At 69.3% G+C, this 21,249-nt stretch carries 13 protein-coding genes; 12 read left to right on the forward strand and 1 reads right to left on the reverse strand.

What is annotated here, in order from left to right:
- Positions 1 to 93: 93 nt before the first annotated feature.
- Complete coding sequence (locus NQZ70_RS48175) at positions 94 to 8,988, forward strand: neuraminidase-like domain-containing protein (protein ID WP_129580242.1); 8,895 nt, start codon at positions 94 to 96, stop codon at positions 8,986 to 8,988.
- A gap of 346 nt (positions 8,989 to 9,334) precedes the next feature.
- Entirely contained in the window at positions 9,335 to 10,123 is a 789-nt protein-coding gene (locus NQZ70_RS48180; protein WP_165374533.1) for an ATP-grasp domain-containing protein, read from the forward strand.
- A gap of 234 nt (positions 10,124 to 10,357) precedes the next feature.
- On the opposite strand, the gene NQZ70_RS48185 is transcribed toward NQZ70_RS48180, so the two are convergent.
- Positions 10,358 to 10,489: a hypothetical protein gene (locus tag NQZ70_RS48185; RefSeq protein ID WP_257792754.1), complete on the reverse strand. Its 132-nt coding sequence runs from the start codon at positions 10,487 to 10,489 to the stop codon at positions 10,358 to 10,360.
- Between the two features lie 878 nt (positions 10,490 to 11,367).
- Here NQZ70_RS48185 and NQZ70_RS48190 point away from each other — a divergent pair.
- The 10 genes from NQZ70_RS48190 to NQZ70_RS48235 all read left to right on the forward strand — a co-directional run bounded on the left by NQZ70_RS48190 (position 11,368) and on the right by NQZ70_RS48235 (position 20,356).
- A complete protein-coding gene (locus NQZ70_RS48190) occupies positions 11,368 to 12,933 on the forward strand; it encodes a YifB family Mg chelatase-like AAA ATPase (RefSeq protein ID WP_129580245.1) in 1,566 nt (521 codons plus the stop codon).
- Between the two features lie 132 nt (positions 12,934 to 13,065).
- Positions 13,066 to 13,464 (forward strand): hypothetical protein, encoded by a 399-nt coding sequence (locus NQZ70_RS48195; RefSeq protein WP_129580246.1) that lies wholly within the window; start codon positions 13,066 to 13,068, stop codon positions 13,462 to 13,464.
- Positions 13,461 to 13,748, forward strand: coding sequence for a hypothetical protein (locus NQZ70_RS48200; RefSeq protein WP_129580247.1), 288 nt, complete (start codon positions 13,461 to 13,463; stop codon positions 13,746 to 13,748). Before NQZ70_RS48195 ends, NQZ70_RS48200 begins: the two co-directional genes overlap by 4 nt.
- Before the next feature lie 43 nt (positions 13,749 to 13,791).
- Entirely contained in the window at positions 13,792 to 13,959 is a 168-nt protein-coding gene (locus tag NQZ70_RS48205) for a hypothetical protein (RefSeq protein ID WP_165374534.1), read from the forward strand.
- Positions 13,960 to 14,081: 122 nt separating this feature from the next.
- The gene (locus tag NQZ70_RS48210; protein WP_129580248.1) at positions 14,082 to 14,528 is read left to right on the forward strand and encodes a DUF6884 domain-containing protein; all 447 of its coding nucleotides are present in this window, start codon (positions 14,082 to 14,084) and stop codon (positions 14,526 to 14,528) included.
- 1,336 nt (positions 14,529 to 15,864) lie between these two features.
- On the forward strand, positions 15,865 to 16,092 hold the full coding sequence (locus NQZ70_RS48215) for a hypothetical protein (RefSeq protein ID WP_129580249.1): 228 nt from the start codon (positions 15,865 to 15,867) through the stop codon (positions 16,090 to 16,092).
- Positions 16,089 to 16,346 carry a hypothetical protein gene (locus tag NQZ70_RS48220; protein ID WP_129580250.1) on the forward strand — a complete coding sequence of 86 codons (258 nt, stop codon included), beginning with the start codon at positions 16,089 to 16,091 and terminating at the stop codon, positions 16,344 to 16,346. The genes NQZ70_RS48215 and NQZ70_RS48220 overlap by 4 nt, the downstream gene beginning before the upstream one ends.
- Positions 16,347 to 17,354: 1,008 nt before the next feature.
- Positions 17,355 to 17,975: an HNH endonuclease gene (locus NQZ70_RS48225; RefSeq protein WP_129580251.1), complete on the forward strand. Its 621-nt coding sequence runs from the start codon at positions 17,355 to 17,357 to the stop codon at positions 17,973 to 17,975.
- Positions 17,976 to 18,326: 351 nt separating this feature from the next.
- Positions 18,327 to 19,739, forward strand: a complete 1,413-nt coding sequence (locus NQZ70_RS48230; protein ID WP_207217667.1) for a YecA family protein — start codon at positions 18,327 to 18,329, stop codon at positions 19,737 to 19,739.
- Positions 19,740 to 19,927: 188 nt separating this feature from the next.
- A complete protein-coding gene (locus NQZ70_RS48235) occupies positions 19,928 to 20,356 on the forward strand; it encodes a hypothetical protein (protein ID WP_207217668.1) in 429 nt (142 codons plus the stop codon).
- The last annotated feature ends 893 nt before the right edge of the window (positions 20,357 to 21,249 follow it).

The raw sequence follows: 21,249 nt of genomic DNA on the forward strand, positions 1-21,249 counted from the left end.
GGCAGGCACGGTCGCTCCCCGCTCAGCAGGTGGCATCAACGTCAGGCCGGGTACTGAACCACCCCGCTGCGTCGCAACGACGAGGAATATCTTATGTCCATCAGCCGTGAGAATCTCATCGCGCTCGGCAAACTGTCGGGCAAGACGCTCAGCGACGTCGCGGCGCTCAATCCGTCGCTCCACGGGGAGCTCCTGGGGGAGGTCACCGAGGAGCGGCGCGTGGCGACGGAGGTGGCGTTCGCGGACGCCTCCAGCGGGCTGCGCGCCATCGTGGGCGCCGTCGACCTCGCCGCCGGCGCCAACCGGGATCGCCCTGTCAAGGCGGTGCTCGCGGATCTGCTGGACGACGGGCAGGTCGACGCGCCGCTGCGGGCCGAGCTCGCTACGAAGCTCTCGACCCTCGCCCACGTGGACGCGTTCGCGGGCGGCGTGTCCAGCGACGTGGCGCTGAAGGAGCACCCGCTCTTCCGCCGCTCCGTGGAAAAGGCCGCCATGGTGGTGCTCGCCGACGCGGCGCAGCTCTCCGCGGGCAAGACGGACGCGCTGCTGAATCAGGTCCACAACGTCACCCAGCTCGACGACAGGCGGCTCGAGCGCCTCGTCCAGGAGCAGGCGCTCACCGAGACCGAGGCGCGGCGCCTCGGGGCCATCGCCAGCGTCGCGAACCTGGCAGGCGGCCATCTCGGGCTCGCGCAGGCCGCCATCAGCGTCGGCAACGTGACGCGGCCGGAGCACCTCTTGCGACTCGACGTCGCGGCGTGGGAGGGCGCGATCACGAGCAGCGGGGCCGAGCCGCCGGACGGGCTCGACGCCCGCGCCTACGCCGAGGAGCTGCACCGCCGCGTGGCGGAGCTCTATCCCACCGAGACGGTGATGAGCCGCATCATGCCGCGCGACGTCATGCTGTACAGCCAGGCGCTCAGCGGGGTGCAGCCGCTGTTCCAGCGCAACACGAAGATCACGACGGTCGACTTCGACGCGCTCGACACCACGGGGTTCACCCAGCAGCAGCGGGAGACGCTCCGCGCCGCCCACGCCAACATGCGCGCTCTCGTGCGGCTGCATCCGGGCCTCGGGCTCGCCGAGATCGTCGACCGCGAGGGGATGTCCGTCCCACAGAAGTTCGAGGCGATCTGCCTCCGCCTCGAGACGCTCGACCGGCTCCAGCAGCATAACTGGGATGTCGAGCTCCTCGCGCTCGACCTGACGGCGGACAGCGATGATCTCAAGGCGCTGAATTTCACGGACATCAACGAGCAGGACCGGCCGTTCGTCGTCGCGGAGCTCAAGGCCTATCAGCGCGTCTACACGCTCGCCGGCGACATCGGGAAGATCGATGCGCTGCTCCGCGCCGGCTACAGCTCGGCGACCGCCGTCGCCCGCGTCGATCTCGACACCTTCGCCCAGAAGACCGGCCTCGACAGGGACAGCGCCTCCAGCATCCACAGGAGGGCGCGGGAGGTGGCGGGGACGGCCGTCGCCCAGATGGGCGCCGTCATCGACATCCTGAAGGGTGGGTTCGACTCCCTCGCGGTCGGCAACCTCGGCCCGTCGTCCCTCGACTACCTGCGCAAGCTCGACGGCTTCACCGAGCTGTTCGGCTCGCAGGACTACTGCGACTGCGCGCACTGCCAGTCGATCCTGAGCCCGGCGGCGTACTTCGTCGATTTGATGGAGTTCATCGAGGAGCACGTCACGAAGCATCACTTCACAGGGGCGCGCGCCTCCCATGTCCTCGCCCTGAAGAGCCGCCGGCCGGATCTCTGGACGCTGCCGCTGACCTGCGAGAACACGCACACGCAGGTCCCCACGCTCGACATCATCAACGAGATCCTCGAGAACTACATCGCCCAGCGGCAGGGCTTCGCCGGCGCGCTGAGCGATCGCGTCGCGGTGAGGACCGCCGTGTACCGCGACACCCTGCCCAGCGCGGTCGACTCGTTCCGGCAGCCGTTCCTCCTGCCCTTCGCCCGCATCGAGCAGTACCTCGGCCATTTCTCCGTGTCACGGGCCGACGTCGCCGCCGCGATGGGCTCGCCCGCGGGGGTCCGCGCCGCCGCCGCGCTCGGCCTGTCGATGCCGCAGCGGGACACCATCCTCATCGCGAAGCCGCAGATCTCTTTCCTCGAGCACATCTACGGCGCAGATTTCACGCTGTTGCAGTCCGGCAAGATCGATCCGATCGAGACGAAGGTGCTCTTGAAGCACAGTGGCATCCGCCGCGACGAGCTCGAGATCCTGAGCGCGTGCCGCTTCGTCACGGCGCGCGGGGCGGAGCGGCCGCGCTTCGTCCAGGCGAAGCGCAGCGCCGACAGCGTGCAGAACGATGTCGAGCGCGTGCACGACCTCACCCCCGGGGCCCTGGACCGGATGCACCGGTTCGTGCGCCTCGCCCGCCATCTCCCGTGGACGCTCGCCGAGGTGGACCTCGCGCTCGACAGCGTCATGACCGCCGGGCTGGCCGCGACGCTCGACGAGGCGGCGCTCGAGGCGCTCGCGGCGATCAAGGAGATCGCCGTGCGGTTGCACCTGAAGGTGGAGCAGGCCGTCACGCTCTTCAGCCTCATTCCGAACATCGCGCCCGGCGAGGGCAAGCCCGGGCTGTTCGATCGGCTGTTCAACGCCAAGCCGTTCACGCTCGCCGACGGGCCGCTGCCGAAGCCGGCCGTGGCGTTCATCCACTCCGCTTTCCGCGACGCCGCGCCGCCCCCCGGCAACGACGCCACGCTGCCGCGCCTGATGGCGGGACTGCAGGTCGACGCCGAGCAGCTCGCCGCGCTGATCCGCGAGCTCGCCGCGCCGCTCGGCGCGGACCTCGGCCACGACGCGCCGGAGGCGGCGCGCGGCTTCCTCCTCACCCAGGAGAACCTCGCGTTGCTCTACCGGCACGCCCGGCTCCTGCAAGCGCTGAAGGTGAGCGTCGCGCAGCTCTTCCAGCTGATCGCGTTCGCCGGGATCGGCGGGCCGGTTCAGACGCTCGCGCACGTGAGGGCGCTGATCGAGGCGCACGATCTCTGGAAGTCGAGCGGCCTCTCCCTGGACGATCTCGGCTTCGTCACGCGCGGCCGGGTCGAGGACGAGAGCCGCTATCCTAGCGCGGAGGGGGTCGCCGCCACAATCGCCGGCGAGGCGATGCGCGAGCGGCTCACCCAGTTCGCCGATACGGTGTTCGCGTTCCTGCCCTCCGTGACGGAGGATCAGTCCCGCGCCATCGTCGCGGCGAACGCGGCGGCGTTCACGCTCGTGCCCGAGACCGGGTTGCTGCGCCTCTCGGACGACTTCAGCTCGCATGGGCCCCTCACCATCCCGCCGGGCATCGGCCTCACCGCGGCGGCCGCGAGGAGCGCGCTCGATCCGTTTCATGCCCGCGGGATCCTGTTCGTCAAGCTCGCCGCCCACCTCGGTCTGCCGGTGGACAGGCTGCCTGTCATGTGCGCCATGATCGGGGCCGATTTGTCGGCGCCCGGGGTCGTGCAGGCCCTCCACGGCGGGCCGACCGACGCGCTGGAGGCGATCGTCGCGGCCCTCGCCCCGCTCGCCATGCTGTTCAAGCACGCCGCGTTCGACGCCGGCGTGCTCTCTTACATGCAGGCGTTTCCCGACAAGTTCGCCATCGCCGACTTCAAGGCGCTGACGCCGGCCTCCGTCAGGGCGCTCCTTGCCTACCGCACGCTCGTCGATGTCTCGGCCCTCTCCCCCTTCAGCGCCGAGCCCGTGGCGTCCAACGCCGACGCCATGCGCGGGGCCATCACCATCTTCGATCCGGTGACCAAGTTCGCCGCCGATCCATGGATCGCCGCCGACGCGCTCCGGCTCCAGCGCCCGTTGCTCATCACGCTGCTGCAGCACGTGACGCTGCCCAGCACCGCGCTGGAGGCGCTCACCGCGCTGGCGAAGGCCGCCGCACTCGCCCAGACGCTCGGCCTCGACGGCGAGACGCTGGGGCTGATCCTGGCCGACGGGTATGACGACCTCTCCCGCGCGGCGGACGGCCTCGTCGCCACGTTCCGCACCAACTACCCGGACGAGGCCGAGTTCGAGGAGAAGATCGCGCCCTCCGAGGACAAGATCCGCTCCCTGCAGCGCGACGCGCTCGTCGATTACCTCATTCGCTCGATCCACCCTGAGTTCGAGGCGAAGGACGAGCTCTATCAGCACTTCCTGGTCGACGTGCAGCTCGAGGGCTGCGCTCGCACCTCGCGCGTCGTCGCCGGGATCTCGAGCCTCCAGCTCTACGTCCACCGGATCTTGATCAACCTCGAGCAGGATCGCCGCGCGCCGGAGGACCCGGCCCATGTTCACGTCCCGCCCGCCGCCATCCCGGCGGACGAGTGGGCGTGGCGGAAGAACTACCGGGTGTGGGAGGCGAACCGGAAGGTGTTCCTGTACCCGGAGAACTACATCGAGCCGGACCTGCGCGACGACAAGAGCCCGCTGTTCCAGGAGCTCGAGCAGACCCTGCTGCAGCAGGACATCAACGAGCAGACGGTGCTCGACGCGTACACCCGTTACCTCGCCGGGTTCGAGGAGATCGCCAGGCTCAAGATCGCCGGTGTCTACCACGACAAGAACCCGGAAGACCGCACCGATATCCTGCACATGTTCGGCGTGACCCAGAGCGATCCGCCGGTCTACTACTATCGCACTGCGGAGAACGTCCACTACGGTGAGACCGAGAGCGATCGCGCCACCTCGTGGTCCCCCTGGCGCAAGATCGACGTGCAGATCCCGGTGCGCACCGTCTCCCCAGTCGTGTACCAGGGCCGCCTGATCGTGTTCTGGATCGAGATCTCGACCCAGGCCAGGCACAACGTGTCCGGGGGCGGCTCGCGGTTCACCGGGTACCGGCACACGTTCAGCCTGCGCTACACGTCGCTGAAGCTCGACGGTACCTGGTCTCCGCCGCAGGCCGTCCGCCTGGCCGGCGCGAGCGCGCCGTACCGGAGCAGCTGGGTCAGCGCGCCGAACGGCGTCGCCGCCGATCCGCTGGCCGATTACGGCGAGTCCGCCCATTTCCGGAAGGTGCCGCGTTACGATCTCTACGCGCACGACGACGAGCCGCTGGACGGCTACACGCTGCGCGGCTACGTCTGGGACCGCTGCTACCCGGAAATCAAAGAGGACGGCGAGCTCGTGGTCACGTGCATCGGCTTCGGCACCCGAGCGAAGATCGATTTCGCCGAGAACGTCATCGTGCCGATGAACCCCTGGAACATGCGGCCGCCGCACGTGGGCAGCGTCCTGTCGATCAAGAACACCCGGTCGTTGGACAACCCCGATCGCAGTCGGCCGCACCTCTTCTTCGGCTTGCCCGCGTCGTTCTTGATCGATCCCTACGCCCAGACCACGGTGTCCCGCAACGCGGCGAACGGGAGCTATTTGCAAGGCCGGATCATCGCGGAGTGGATGCTCGATCATTTCTTCGACAGCGTGCACGACGTCGACCTCGGCGAGCTGAAGTTCGGCGACGATCTGACCATCGTGAACGGCTCGGTCTCGGACGCGATCCTCACGAGCGGACAGGACCTCATCTACCTGCAGTGTCGCCCGAAATCGCCCTCGTCGCAGGTCCGCTCGCCGATCTTTTACCTCGCCAAGCGGCTGGGCACCCGCCTCGCGGACGACCTCTCGCGGGCGCTCTTCACGCGCGGCGTCGACGGCCTGCTCGACGTCGAGACGCAGAAAGCGCTGGGCGAGCCGGGCCTGCCTTTCACCGTCGTCGACTACCTCATCGACCGCACGACGAAGGGCGAGATCGACTTCACGGGGTCGCTCGGCGTCTATTTTCGCGAGATGTTCTTCCATATCCCGGCCCTGATCGCGAATCACCTGAACGTCCAGGGCCGCTACGCGGCGGCGCAGCGCTGGCACCATTTCATCTTCGACCCGACCGCCACGGAGACGATCGCCGTCCCGCCCGAGCTGAGCGCCGCGGAGAGGGCGTTCCGGCAGCGCGACCGGGTGTGGCGCTACATCGAGTTCCGCGGCCTCGACGCCCCGAAGCTGCGGAAGACGCTGACCGATGGGGCCGCGCTCGAGGCGTACAAGAGGGACCCTTTCAACCCGCACGCCATCGCGCGGCTGCGCCTTAGCGCCTACCAGAAGGCGATCGTGATGAAGTACATCGACAACCTGCTCGACTGGGGCGACAGCCTGTTCACCCAGTTCACCACGGAGTCGATCCACGAGGCCGTGATGCTTTACGTCATGGCGTCGGACATCCTCGGGCCGCGCCCGGACAAGCTCGGGTCCTGCGGCGAGGGCAACATCGCGCCGAAGACCTACGAGGCCATCGCGCCTCACCTCGGCGCGGGCGAGGACGTGCTGATCGAGCTCGAGCAGTGGCACGTCGGGCGGCCGGAGGTCGCGCTGAGCCCTCAGGGCCTGCCGAAGATGCAGCGGGCGACGTTCGTGCTCGAGACGGCGCGGCTCGCCGCGCGGGGCGGCCGGCTCGGGGCGAACGCGCCGCCGGCCAAGGTGATGGTGCCCGAGCGGCGCGCGGTGGAGTGGAGCCTCATCGACGTGGACGAGCAGGTCGACTCGCGGCCCGGCAGCGCGCTCCTGGCCACCGAGAGGGACCTGGCCCAGGCGGGGCTCATCGAGCTCGACGCCGCGGAGGTCTCGGCGACCGTCAGGACCCCCGGCATGGCGCCTCAGGACGACAGGATCACGAGAGGGCTCATCGCCCGCCCGCTCGATCGGGCCAGGACGGGCATCGGCCTGTGGACCGCCTCCGGGGGGAAGGACGTCCCCGCCGCCGACTTCGGCAGCGTGGACAGGAGCTGGTTCGATCGTTTCTGGCGGTTCGGCATCGCCGTGATCCGGCAGGTCAGCCCCGTGTTCTGCGTCCCGGAGAACAAGGACCTGAGCGCGTACTGGGCGCGCGTCGAAGATCGTCTCTTCAAGATCCGTAATTGCATGGACATCGCCGGCGTGAAGCGCCTGCCGGCCCTGTTCGCGCCGGAGATCGATCCGCGGCTCCTGGTCCGCGCCCGGGCGGCCGGGCTGTCCCTGGAGGACGTGCTCAACGCCACGACGGGCAGCCTGCCGCCCTACCGCTTCGCCTACCTCATCGAGAAGGCGAAGCAGGCCACGGCCACGGTGCAGGCGTTCGGCGCGGCGCTCTACGCGGCGCTGGAGCGGCGCGACAACGAGGAGCTGAGCCGGCTGCGCGTCGTGCACCAGCAGAACCTCCTGGAGATGACGACCAAGCTGCGCGAGCTCGACCTGAAGGTCGCGGACGAGGCCATCGAGCAGCTGCGCCGGCAGAAGGCGGCGATCGAGTACCGGCGCGACTACTACCAGGGGCTACTCGACGGCGATCTCAGCGCGTGGGAACGAACGCAGCAGGGGGCGCGCCACGCCGCCACCATCGCGTCGGGCATCGGCGCCTTGCAGCAGATGCTGGCCGGGATCCTGTACCTCGTTCCGCAGCTCGGGTCGCCCTTCGCCATGAAGTATGGCGGCGTCGAGCTCGGCAACTCGGCGAATGCGTTCGCGTCGCTGACGCGCGCTGCGGCGACGCTCAGCGAGCAGGTGTCGGCCTCGGCGGGGCTCGAGGCGGGCTTTGAACGCCGCCGCGAGGGGTGGGAGCACCAGGTGGAGCTGGCCGAGCACGAGCTCCGGCAGGTCGAGAAGCAGATCACCGGCGCCGAGCTGCGCAAGGAGATCGCGCGCCGCTCGATCGACCTGCACGCGGAGAGCATCAAGCAGGCCGAGGAGATCTTCGAATTCCACAACGAGCGCTTCACGAACCTCGGCCTGTTCAACCACCTCGCCACCACGCTGCAGCGGCTCTACCGCGACGCCTACGGCGGCGCGCTCGCGATGGCGCGGCTCGCGGAGCAGGCATATCGGTTCGAGCGCAACGACGAGGCGACTCCGCTCCTCTCTCCGAGCTACTGGGAGGTCTCGCGCGCCGGGCTGCTCGCGGGCGAGCGGCTGATGATCGATCTCCTGGCGATGGAGCGGCGCTTCATCGAAACCAACCTGAGGGCGCTCGAGATCGATCAGCCGTTCTCGCTCGCCCAGCTCGATCCGGCGGCGCTGATGCGGCTCAAGGAGACCGGGACCACCGACTTCTCGATCCCCGAGCTCGCCTTCGACCTCTTCTATCCGGGCCAGTACCGCCGCCGCATCAGGTCGGTGCGGCTCACCATCCCCTGCATCACCGGACCGTTCACCAACGTGGGCGCGACGCTGACGCTGACCGGCTCGAAGGTCCGCCGGCAGCCCGCGCTGGGCGAGGCGGAGCTGTTCGATGTGCCGCTCCGGCGCAGCACCACGGTCGCCACGTCGACGGCGCAGAACGACGCCGGGGTGCTCGAGTTCGGCTTCCGCGACGAGCGATACATGCCGTTCGAGGGCTCAGGGGCGATCAGCTCCTGGCGGCTCACCTTGCCGGCCAACTTCCGCCCGTTCGACTACCAGACGATCACGGACGCGATCGTGCACATCGCCTACACGGCGGAGTTCGACGGCGCGTTCCGGGACGAGGTGGAGGCGGTCAACGGCGCCGCCGAGGGGACGATCGCGAGCGTTCTCTCGAACACGCCGCTCGCCCGAACCTTCAGCCTGAGGCAGGACTTCTCGAGCGTGTTCGCGCGGCTGCTTCATAGCCCGGTGGACACCGAGGTGCGGATCGAGATCACCCCACGGCATTTCCCGCTCTTCCTGCAGGGGCGCAGCCTGCAGATCACGGGCGCTTCGCTGATCCTGCGCACGCCGCGGGATCAAACCGCGACGGGGCTGCGCATCGCCGTCAACGGCGCGGAGCAGACGGACTTCACGCGTGAGGAGAGGTTTGGGGGCATGTTCGCGAGGGCGCTGGGCGCAGCGCTCGCTGGCAGTCCGGTCGCAACGCACCGTCTATCGGTCAGGGCATCGGGCGATCTTGCGCCCGATGCACCTGCGCCGGGCGATCTCTCTGCGCTCGACTCCACGAAGGTACACGATATCTTGCTGTACATCGAGTTTAAGCCGGCTTAGCGAGCGTTGCCCACCAATCGATGAGTTCCGTTTTGGCAGTTGAATTGTTCACCCAGACGTCGTCCACGGACCGTGCTGCCTTGCATGTAGGCCGGAGCGAGGTGCGCTCCTGAGTGAGCTCAGCAGACCGTGCCGCGAACGTCTGGACACTTTGCCCAGAAGTTCGAGAGGGACGCTGAACCGTCGGACGAACCCTCGACGATCTGCGCCGCGTCGATGCCGGCCGGCTCGGGGTGGTGGATGCCCCCCAGGTACCTCCGCCGGTCGAATGCCCAGCCCCTCAGCTAGGGCCACAGTCCAGACATCTGGCTCCGGCGGGGACGGGCACCGTGGTACATCCGAGCACGTGCCCACGCTCGTCCTCTCCCGCCGCTACAGCCCAGACTCGAACGCCCTGTTCGCCGCGGCGCTCGCCGCCGGCTGGGACGTCGAGCGCCTCCACTCGTTCCGCTGCCCCGATGGCCTCGCGGCGCGCGACCCGGTGTTCTACGGCGAGACGATCCTCGCCGACGCGATCCTGGACGATCTCGGGCTCGCGCTGCTCGAACCGACCGCTGACTGGCTGCCGCGGCTGCCGAAGCGCCATCGCCTTCGCGACGTGAGGCTCACGACCCTCGAGGATGCCCTGGCCCTCCACGATCGTGTGTTCATCAAGCCGACCGACGAGAAGATCTTCCCCGCGCGCGTGTACGCGGACAGCGCCGCCCTGGACCCGGACCCGCGGCTGCCGCTGGATCTGCCTGTTCTCGTGAGCGAGCCGGTGGTGTTCGAGGTGGAGTTCCGATTCTTCGTGGTGGAGCGCGAGGTGGCGGCGCTCTCGCCCTATATCCGCGGCGGGGAGATCGCTCGCAGCGCGGCGGGCGACTGGGAAGCGGATCCAGCGGAGGTCGAGGCAGCATCTGCGTCGGTCGACGCGCTGCTCGCCGACGCCGACGTGGAGCTACCGCCCGCGGCAGTCGTGGACATCGGGCGGATGGCGGGGCGAGGTTGGGGCGTCGTCGAGGCGAATCCCGCGTGGGCCTCGGGGCTCTGCGGGGGCAACCCGGCGAGCGTGCTACGCGTGCTGCAGCGGGCAGCCGTGCCACGGGGCATGGTGTCGGAGGCAGACCAGCGCTGGGTGCGGCGCGTCGGATGAGGGCTCGGGCTCGTCCTCATGTCGCACCATGAGCTCAAAGCTATGAGGCAGGCTGATCCTCTTCGGGATCGGCCGCGCGCAGTGCGCACAAGCCGCCATGAGTGACAGAAAGGCGCTCGAGATGACACGTTCTCCTCGGCACCTCAGCGTCATGTACGACGAGCGGCGGCTCGCAGCACACGAGCGCGATACCACGACCGGGCCGGCTGGGCGCACGTCGCCAGGCTGGAGGAGCTACCGGCTGCATCCCGTGCCCCGTGGCCCGGCCCCGTCCACCTTCGCGAGCCGCTTCTCGTGCCGCTCGATCGACTCGACGATCTTCGCCTTGCGCTCGCGCTCCGTGCGCCAGCGCCGTAGCTCCGGCACACCGAGCCACCTGGCGAGCCGCTCCAACGCGGCGACGTCCGCACGGAAGAGACTTTCACGGCTCAGACGGATCACGATGGTGACAGGATAAATCCGCGGCGCTCGCCGCGCCGGCACTTTGCTCGCCGCCCGTCCTGCATCAGCTGCACACCGTGCACGCTCTCCGCCCTCCGGGCCCAGCCAACCGCGCGGCTCGCCTCGCACCCAGCAGGAAGAGTGGCCGATCCCTGCCCTGGTAACTCGCACTGGACCAGTTCGCGGTGTTGTCATGCGATGGGCGCGACCGTCGCGCTTCTCGTGACCGTGAGGCAATGAGCCGCGAAGCGCAGGAATAAGAGTTGTGAAGGAGAGCTCCTTCACGGAGGTACTGCACGCATGAACAATACCAAGTTCTTCATCAAGGCGCTACGCATTGCGGCAGCCGTTCTGACGATGATTGCGCAGGTGATCCTCGCCTGCATGGGCTGACCTCGGTCGCTTCGCGGGCAGATCCATAAGCCCGCGCTCTGTCTTGCATTCATCCCGACCCTTGTTTCGCCGCGCCCGCTCGGGCGCATGAGAGTCCTCATGTCCAACGTGCCCACTTCCGGCCCTCAGAACCCTGACGCTGCTGTCCCTACGTCATCCGCGTGCTCACTGCGGACGCGATGAAGAAGGGCGCCGCCACGGCCGTCGCCGGCCTGCGTGGGGCGGCTATCTCGGAGGCAATCTGGCCGTCGTCGTAGCGGATCTCGTCGGCGCCGTAGCCTTCGAAGACGGCTCCACGGTGCCGAGCAGACGTACGTCGATTCCTGACCCATAAACCACAACCAGAGCAGCAGCCCCAGGCGGTGTGCGGGACCTTCCGTGCGCCGCTTTGGCTTTTTCGGAGTCGTGACATGAAGCAGTTCAAGAACGCGCCGTGTGCCGACGCGCTTTCGGTGTCGCTGAGCGGTCTCGACGCGCATCTCGTTCGCGTCGAGGCCACGATCACACAGCCACCGGCCGCCTTCGAGATCACGGGCCTCAGCGAGCCGCGCCAGAGGGAGAGCCGCGTCCGGGGGCGCGCCGCCCCGCAGCAGTTCAACGTGGATCTCCACCAGCACGGGGTCTCAGTCCGTGTTGCGCCGGAGAATGTCGCCAGGAGCGGAACGTTCGACGTGCCGATGGCCCTCACCATCCTCGCCGCGCTGGGGCAGATCTCTACCGCGTCGTTGAAGGACACGGTGATCCTCGGCGAGCTCTCGTTCGGCGGCGCAATCCGGCCCGTGCGCGGCGTGCTCCCGAGCCTGCGCGGGGCCATCGCTCACGGCGTCACCCACGCCATCGTTCCCAAGGCGAATGCGCGGGAGGCCGCGAGCGTACCCGGGATCCGCGTGCTCGTGGCCAACAACCTGGACGAGCTCGTGCGCTACATCCGCGAGGGAGTGCCGCTGGAGCGCGCGGGGGAGCCGCCGCCCTTCCCCGTCGTGCCCCCGGCGGCGGCGCCGGACCTGGCCGACCTCCGTGGAATGCATGCCGCGCGGCGGGCGATGGAGATCGCCGCGGCGGGCGGACATCACCTTCTGCTCATGGGGCCGCCCGGTGCCGGGAAGACAACGCTTGCGCGGCGGATGCCGGGGATCTTGCCACCGCTCTCGCTCGAGCAGGCGACCGAGGTCACCTCGGTCTACTCTATTGCCGGGCTGCTCATGCCGGAGGTTGGCTTCGTAGGCACACGTCCCTTCCGCGCGCCGCACCACACGGTGAGCGGGGCTGGCCTCGTCGGTGGCGGTGAGCCGGTGCGCCCCGGCGAGGTCTCGCTGGCGCACCATGGGGTGCTCTTCCTCGATGAACTGCTCGAGTTCCGGAGCAGCGTCTTGGAAACCCTACGGCAGCCCCTGGCCGAGGGCTGTGTCACCCTCGCCCGGGGGCGCACGCGTGCGACCTTCCCGGCGCAGACGCTCGTCGTCGCCGCTATCAACCCGTGCCCCTGCGGGCTCGCGGGGGACTACGCGCGGCGCTGCGTCTGCTCCCCGGAGCGCCTGCGCGCCTACCGGGCGAGGCTGAGCGATCCGCTCTTCGACCGCTTCGATGTCCAGGTGGCGCTCCCGCCGGCCGACGTCGCCGCGCTCCAGAGCAGATCGAAGGACGAGCCGTCGTGCGAGGTGCAGAAGCGCGTCATCGCGGCTCGCGCTGCGCAGGAGGAGCGAGCACGAGCGGACGCGACAGCCCGGACCAACGCCCAGCTCTCCCCCCAGGAGCTCGACCAGGTCGCGAGGCCGGACGCGGCCGGGGCTCGTGATCTCGCCGAGGCCACCCAGCGGCTTGGCTTCTCCGCGGTGGCCTACCTCCGCGTGCTCCGGGTGGCGCGCACCATCGCGGACCTCGACGGCAGCGACGGCGTTCACGCCCGGCACGTCGCCGAGGCCGTGCATGCAGTGCTGCTCCCGCCTCGGGGAACCGTGGCCACGTCCCCGGGCTGATCGCCGAGCACGTCGGCGTCCGGAGGGAACCGGACCGCGACGGCAGCGCAGCTCGCCTTCCTTGGGAACCACAAGAACAGGAGGGCGGCGGGCAGGCACTCCTGCGCGCCGTCTTCTTCGTTGGAGGATTGAATGCTGAGACTCGCGAAGAAGAAGGCCGTGCCGCCGCCGGTCCTGGATCGCATCCGCCGTCGTCTCACCCGGAGGCTCCTTCGGGCATACACGGCCGCGGAACCGCAGTGGGGCTACTACCACCAGTTCGCGATCGCGATGATGAAGTCCTACCAGGACCTGCTCGCTGATCTCGGCCTCCTCGGCTACTGGGTGGTGCCGCTCGCCGAGACGGATCACTGGATCGACACCCTGATGCTCGGCTGCCCAGGCGGGCGCGTGCTCGACATCCCGGACCCGTTCGAGGAGCTCGGCCCGCCGCCCTTCCCCCTGCTCCACGAGGTCGTGGACTTCTTCCTGTCGATCGCGCACGCCGTTTCGCAGAAGTCCCGGATCACGCGCGCGCGGCTGTCATCGTGAGCCCGAAGATCGCGACGGCGCCGTTCGCCGTGGGGTCGGATGGGACGGTCTTCGTCAACCTGGCGCACGTGCGCGGTGACGTCGCCGCGGTGAAGCTCATCCGAGAGGCTCGACGGATGGACGGGGTGCTGTTCCTCGGCATCTCCGTCACCGGAGCGGAGAAGGACGTGCTCATCCGGGCCCTCGACAACGCGGGCGCCGAGGCGGTCGCGAAGATGGTCGGCCTGCGCCTGCGCGAGCAGAAGCAACAAGGCCGGCGCCCTTCGTCGAGGGGATCGCGATGAAGGGCTGCGCGTCATCCGCATCGAGACGGCGCCGGGCGGCGCGGTGCACCTCATCACAGAAGCGGGCGAACGCGTCATCGTCCGCCGCAAGGAGACGGAGGGCTACAGCACCGCCCGGGTCGTCGGCGTGGGCGAAGAAGAAGTCGCCGAGCGGCATCTGCTCACCGTCGAGGCTCTCCCTCGGCGCGGAGCGGAGCCGGCGCTCTTCTGAAGCATCGACGTGGCGCGCCTGGGAAGCTCCCCTCGGGCGCGCTTCCACACGCGCCGCTCCGCGCGTGATGGGAGAGGTCCACGTTCACGGAGAAGAAGCCGGGCGCCTCGCGGGTCGCGCTCGTGGGCTGCTCGGCCTCGAAGCAGAAGCGCCCGGCGCCGGCGCGCGAGCTCTACACGTCGGCGTTCTTCCGGGCCGCGTACGACTACGCCGAGAGGACCTGCGACGCGGTGCTCATCGTGTCGGCGTTCTACGGCGCGGTCGCACCGAAGGCGGTGCTCCGCCCGTACGACCGGAGCCTGCGCCTGTACAACAAGCGCGAGCGCGAGGACTGGGGCGTGCGCACGGTCGGTCAGCTCCTGCCGTCGTTCGAGCTGCCGCCCCAGCTCGTGGTCCTCGCCGGCACGTTGTACGCCGGCGCGCTCGCGCAGGGAGCGCACTGGCACAACCTGCCACGGCCGGAGGAGCCCCTGCGCGGCATCGCCGGCTGCGGTCTGCGGGTGAAGTGGCTCAGGGCGAACACCCCGGCCAACCGAACCGACGAGCGAGCCTCGGGAGGTGCGCGATGACGCCGAAAGCACGCGCGAAGGAACTCGCCACGTTGGCGGAGCGGGTGCGGCAGCTGCTCTGCACGCGGAGAGGGCCTCGCAGTCGATCGCGCTCATCTCGCGGGCGAAGTGCGTGGCGCGTTCGGGGGTGATCTTGGCGCTCGTGCACCAAGGCGGAGGCGTGGGCCCGCGCCTCCGGTCGGGCTGCCCTTCTGAGCCGATCCGGACACTTATGAGGCCATGACCTCGGTGCGCCGGGGCCGTCGATGGTTAGCAAGGCTGGCGGAGCTACCTTCGGAGCGACCCCATGCACCCCCTACCAACGCCCAGCGCACCCAGCCCCGCCAAGGGGAGGTCGTGAAGACCCCCTTCCAGGCACCTGCGTGGTGCAGGCAACCGCGGTCATGGTAACCGTGGTCATCTGCGTCCGCCCGTAGTGCGGGCGCACGTCGGTGATCGTCCGGCTGCATGGCCGTGCTCGCCACGCACGATGCGAGCAGTACGTCCACCACTGCGCCGCCCTGCTCGATGCCAACGTCGGGATCGAGCGGGCATGGCGTGCGTCCCGGCGCCGGACAGCGCTCGACAGGGTGGCCGTGCTGCTCGCCGTTATCGCGCTCGGCTTCGGGCGCCGGCGCTACGTCGTGCGTGACGCGCTCGCGACGTCTTCCGGAGCCACAAGTACATCAACCGCGACGACGAGCGGGACGGCGTCACCGGTCGCTTCCTTCCTCGGCCGAGGCGTGCCGAGGACGGCGTCGTCTTCGAGGCGACCACGTCGGCCGGCGCCGACGTGAAGTTTACGGTGATGCCCATCGGGCCGAGCTCGCCGTACAAGCCCGGCGACTTCGCGCTCACGGGCACGTCGTCGAGCGACAGCAACACCTTGCAGGTCGAGGTGTTGCTCAAGCTCGGCCTCCCGGCCGGGGTTCGTCTCGACGCTGCCGCAGGCCAGGTGCAGCGAGTTCGGCAGCGAGCTCCGTGGCAAGCCGCTACACGCCGCGCTCGAGGGGGACCGGCTCACGGTCGACGTCATCAAGCTCGTGTGCCGATCATGGGGCTCGATCTCCAGGGCGGCCCCGTCGTCAGCCGCAAGAAGCAGAAGCGGGTGGGCCTCGGCTGGCCCCCACGACCTGGTCGGCACGTGCTTCGCGGTGGCCCCTCCGGCGGTTCCGAATCTACCGGCGCCGAACGCTGGGGTGCGGATGGGCATGTCGGAGGCCAACTTGAAGAAGCTCTTCCCGCCGGCCGAGGACATCAGCAACCGCGCGCCGAAGTTGATCGGGGGTGACGTCCCGTCGCCGGCCCTGGTGCCGGCGCCGAGAAGAAGGTTCGTGCGAAGTGCCGGAGCCCGTTCTTGCACGGCGAGAAGAAGCTCCAGAACAAGCTCGTGAAGTGCGCCGGGCAGCTCGGTGGAATCGGTCTTGCCCGCGCTACGCAGAGCGACCACCAGCTCAAGCCCGACGTGCCGGCGAGCTACTCCGTCTACTCCTCGCGCTCGAAGTTGGACGGGACGGCGGCGAAGCTCGGGGTGCAGATCGCGAACGCGATCCCGACGCCGAGAGCTACTGGCAGGGGGCGGTGACGTTGATCCCCGCTGAGGGCGCGTCGTCGAACTGGGGAAACGCGGTCGTCTGGCTCCGCGAGGATCGCGTCATCCGCGTGGTGGTCAACCTCTCGGCCGACGACAAGCTCGGCGACCTGCCGGGCGTGCTCGCCGGGATCTACGGCGCCGGGGAGCACGCAGGGCACGGTGACGATGTGGACCCTCCCGAGCGGCATCACGGCGAAGCTCGACATCGGCGCCGCGGTGGCGCTCACGCTGATCGATCGTCCTGAACCGAAGACGGAGGCGCCCGCCCTTCCCGATGCCGGAGCACGAGCGGATGTGCCTGCCGCAGCGCCTTCGAGCACCGAGGCGCCGCCCGTAGGCACGGTGGTAGCGAAGGACGCGGCTTCGCCGTCCCCGTCCGCGCAATCCGAGCGGGCGGCCGGGAACGGTGCGCCTGCTCGCGCGCCAAGGCTGCCTTCGGCGGCGCGTGAACCTGCTGCCGAGCCGCCGCCCCCGCCCGCGGCTTTGCCGCCGATACCTGCGGGCGCCCCGCCATCGCCGCCGGCGGGGGGACCACCTTGTGGCTGCAAGGCCGGCGATCTCGCGTGCGCGATGGAGTGCAGCGAGAAGAAGTAGAGCGCGGTGCCGGGCGCGTCGGCAGTCGGCCATCTCGATGCCGGTCACCGGCTCCCTCTCCCGCCCCGCGCGAGTACATCCAGCGCCGGGTGGGAGGGGTCTCCATCTACGCGCAGTCATAGTCCTCACAACAACCGGGAGGCCAGGGCGTGTTCCCCGCGCCGTTCTCTCGTCTGCTGGGACAGAGGATAGCTGCCGGCGGATGCGGGAGGTCAACGAGGATGGCGCGATGATCGGACCGTCGCTGAAGCTTGTTCTTCTGGAGGAAGTCCGCGAAGGCGATCCTGGACCTACGGGCCGGAAGCGGATGCCGGCATCGAGGGGTAGATGGTGCTCGTTGATGCCAGGGTCGGAGGGCCTCGCCTCGGTATTCTGCAATTGGGACACGGTGTTGAGTAGCCGAGGATGGGATCTATGATCATCATATAACTGCTTGTAATCATATACAAATATCTACTCAACATAGACTCCTAATAGGAAGATCCGAAGGCGGACCACCCCACCAAGCCCTGGCTGGTTCGGCACGATCGGGGACGTCCGAGGTTCCCCCTCCCTCGTCCCGCCGCTGGAGATGATGGAGGCCGGCTCTTGTTGTAGTGGTTGTGCCGCCGAGCGGCCGATGTCGCTGCCGGCGGCAGTTGAACCTCCGCGGGACGGCCGTGACCAACAAGAAGCCCAGCTCCGACGCTCGGCGATCTCCTTCCACCACGCAGGGGGAGCTTGCCTCATCGTTCGCGAGGTTCCGCAAGCTGGTCCCAGCCGGCGGCGACAACGAGTGCTGGTACTGGCTGGGCACGGTGAACAACCGCGGCTACGGCGTCTTCCGGCTCGGAAGTCGCCTCGTCGTGGCCCACCGGCACATGTTCGAGATCGAGCACGGCCGCCCTCCCGCCGGGATGGTCCTGCACTCGTGCGGCAAGAAGTCGTGCGTCAACCCGCGGCACTTGTACGAGGGGACGAAGCCCAAGCCGCACGACGCGGACGCATCGCGGATCGAGCAGATCGATCGCGCCGCTCTTCCGCCGGCCTCGCCGCTGCGCGGCACCTCCGGGGTCAACAATCCGCGGGCTCAGCTCAACGAGGAGCAGGTTCGGAGGATCTGCACGCTGCTCGACCAGGGCGTGAGCCCGAGGATCATCGCCTTCGAGTTCGGCGTGGACGCGAAGAGCATCCGGAACATCGATCAGGGCAAGACCTGGAGACATCTGCCAGAAGTGGCGCAACGCGCGGATATGACGAGGACAAGGCGACGCCGCGGCTGGCGGCGGTACGGTCGCTGACGCTCGGGCATGTACCCCACCGCGGGAGCGAAGAACAACGCCATCCTCCAGCGTGCTCGGGCTGGAAGAAACGGGCCGCACCCATCTCCTCGGCGGATCCGAGCTGCGCGGACGTCGACGAAGTGCGCGGCGCCCGCGTACTCGTCGAGGCGACGTCCTGGGCGGGTTCCACGGGGCACTGGCCCGTGGACTACCTCGACCAGCTCCCGTCAGGCGGCGTGCTCGTCGTCCTCTGCTCGAGTGCCCGCCTCGAGACGTCTGGCGTGAGCGGCTCAGCGAGTGCGCATCGGGCTCCACGTCGGTAGCCAGCGGCTGGTCCTCGGGCGCGCCGGGTCGGAGGACGTGGCGGACTTGTCCCTCCCTGTCCGCGCGGGTACCCAGGCCGGCGTGCAACATGCGGAGCACTTCCTGTCACGCCTCGATCGCCTGCCGCGCAGCGAGGTGGATCTCGCGCTCGAGCTCTACCGCGATCCGGAGCTGCTCCGTGCAGTCCTCGATACCGCCACGCTGCCGGAGCGCGTGGAGCGGGTGGCGATCTCGCTCGACGATCCCGTGCAGGGCCCGTTCCTGGTCGTCACGCGGAGCGGCCACTTCGTCACGTGCCTCGGTCGGGGCATGCGGGCCGGGGATCTCCCCCTCGTGACGCGCGGCGAGCTCGACGCGATCTCCCGGAAGATCACCCGGCTCCGGGAGAGGATGGACCTCGCGAAGCAGCTCGGCGGAGAGCGAGGGCACGCGCGCCTGCTACGGCGGCTCCTCGTCGCGTCCGACTCGGTGAGCCGGGAGGACTTCCTCGCCGTCGCGGCCTGGGAGCCGCTCCTCGGCCCGGTGTTCCTCGACCTCTACCTGGCCATGGGACGGGAGCTCTCGCTGCAGGGGCCCATGCTCCGGTCGCGCCGCAGCCGCCGGGCCCAGGACGAAGAGGTCCTTCACGCGTACTGGAACCTCCTGCACGGCGCGGGACACATGGCCCTCCTCGGCGCGATCACCGCCGACCGAGAGCAGTACGTGTCGCTCACCGACCAGCACAAGGGAGCGCGGGCCGCGTTCAGCTATCCTCTCACCGGGACGGGCGTCGTCGCGTTCATCCTCAAGGGCGCGTGGGCGGCGGCGCGCCTCGGCAAGCTCATGCTGCCCGACTACAAGCGGGCGCTCGCGGAGGACGTGAGCTTCTTCGAGCTGCTCGACACGCTGTTCGCGCTCCTCGCGATCGGGACCCGGGCGAAGAACACCCGCGCCGAGATCGCGAAGGCGCTTCACGCGGCCCCCAGCACCGCCCGTACGCCGCAGGCTAAGCGGATCCGCGAGGCGATGGGCCGCGAGGTGCAGCTCTGCTGCGAGATCACCGCCCAGCTCCTTGAAGCGCCCGCCGAGGAGCTCGAGGCGGTGGTCCGCCGCATCGGCGAGAGCTACTTCGATCCGGGGGCCGAGCGGCTGGACGATCCAATGGAGGAAGAGCTCGTCCGCACGCTGCCGCTGATGTCCTGGACCGATGGGATCACGGACGGGAAGAAGCTACTGGTATCGCTGTCCCTCATCGCAGCCACGGCTCGTGGCGCGCCGGAGCAATTCTACCTGCCGGGCGAGCTCGCCGAGGCGCTGCACCGGCCCTGGACACCAGCCAACACGTGGATGGTGCTCGATCCGCTGCTGAAGGCGGAGCAGGCAGGCCGCAAGCCCGACGCTCGCGCGGCGTCGATCGGGCGACAAGATCCCTGCACTTGCGGCAGCGGGCGGAAGTTCAAGAGGTGCTGCGGGAAGTAGGCGCCGCGTGCGGCATGCGGCCTCGTGGCGGCGACGGAGCGGGTTGCACGGGTGAGGCCGGCACGACCAAGAGATGGCCGCCGCACCGAGGGTGTCGGGCGTCTCTTCCATGGGAGAGCGCCGTGTCCCCGGCGTCCACGGTGGCAGCCCGACAGCATGGCGTGCAGGATCTCGCGCGGAGGTGTACCATGGCGGCCCGAGCCAAGACGAGGATCTCCGAGACAAGGAGCACCGCAAAGAAGTCCGCGGGGAGCGAGCTCACGATCGCCACCCGGCGCGGGTCAGCGCGGGCGACCAGGCCGAACACTAGCACGGCACGCCTCAAGGAGCTCGTCGAGGAGGCCACCGTCGACGCGTACAACGAGGTCGAGCGACGCATCGGCTTCCTGACGATGATCCAGGAGCACCTCGGGGTCCCCTTCGAGACGGACGTGCTCGGCGCGCCGGTTCAGGTCACTGGCGTCGACTTCAACGACGCGGACGAGATCGTCGCCATCTGCAAGCGCGGCGCGCTGGTGCAGCGCATCCCGGTGGTGGACCTGCCGCTACCGAAGTCTCCCCCGGAGGGCTTCGAGTGGATCGAGGCGTATCGCTTCTACCAGCGCGGCGGCGGATAATCACAGCGCGGTGCTGGAGCCCCCACGGGAGAGCAACCGTGCTGCGCCTCATCGCGGCGGGCGGCGTCACACAGCTGCCGCCTGTTTGGCGACAGAGGGCGGGCACGGTAGACTGCATCCATGGCGTTCGACATCCATCGCCCCTGACCAACAAGCACGGCGAGCTCGACGAGGCCATTTCCCGCCGCAAGGTCTGCTTCTAGCCCCGACACGACGCGCGTTACCTTGGCCGGCGCTCCGGGGTGGGCGCAGTTGGCGCGTGCCCCGGATCAGCTACTTGGCGTGAACTGTAGCAGGCGCGCAACTGCTTCTCGGTGGTCGGTGTGGGTTGCCAGCCGAAGCGTGCGCCGGCGCAACTCTGCCAGACGGCGATCGGAGTGCGCCTCGCCCGCGGTCCGCCAGTCCCAGCAGCTGGCCGGATCGCCGCCTACTTCGACGGCGGATTGTTCTGCCGACCTCCGCCTGAGGGCTTGCCTGTCCCGCTCGGCCAGCCGGGACCCTGCCCGCCACCCCCTTTCCCGCCGCCGCCGCTCTTGGCACCGCCACCTCCACCGCCGCCCTTGGCGCCGCCGCCGCCGCCACCCTTGCCGCCGCCACCACTACCCTTGCCGCCGCTTGCCATGTGCTCCTCCAGTCCGGCCGCTGCGTCGCGGCCCACACACATTAGAGCGCACTCACTGCAGAAACGCACCCACCGCACGCGTCGGGCGATGAGTAGCGGGCGGTTCGGGGAGGGGAGGCGACCGGCCGAGGGTTCCACAGCCGGCACGGCACGCAAGCCAGGCGGATCTCCGTCCCTCCTCCAGACCTTTCCACCTTTGCCTCTTGTGGAAGTGAGGTGCACGGCCCGAGCCGACGCGCCGTCGGGTCCGACCGGATTCTGGGCTCCACCT

The sequence above is a fragment of the Sorangium sp. So ce836 genome (genome assembly GCF_028553905.1).
Classification (GTDB): Bacteria; Myxococcota_A; Polyangia; order Polyangiales; family Polyangiaceae; genus Sorangium; species Sorangium cellulosum_D.

What these genes read in the sequence shown, in the direction of transcription:
- NQZ70_RS48175 (WP_129580242.1), top strand. Translation starts at nt 94, where the DNA reads ATGTCCATCAGCCGTGAGAATCTCATCGCGCTCGGCAAACTGTCGGGC.
- NQZ70_RS48190 (WP_129580245.1), top strand. Translation starts at nt 11,368, where the DNA reads ATGAAGCAGTTCAAGAACGCGCCGTGTGCCGACGCGCTTTCGGTGTCG.
- NQZ70_RS48195 (WP_129580246.1), top strand. Translation starts at nt 13,066, where the DNA reads ATGCTGAGACTCGCGAAGAAGAAGGCCGTGCCGCCGCCGGTCCTGGAT.
- NQZ70_RS48235 (WP_207217668.1), top strand. Translation starts at nt 19,928, where the DNA reads ATGGCGGCCCGAGCCAAGACGAGGATCTCCGAGACAAGGAGCACCGCA.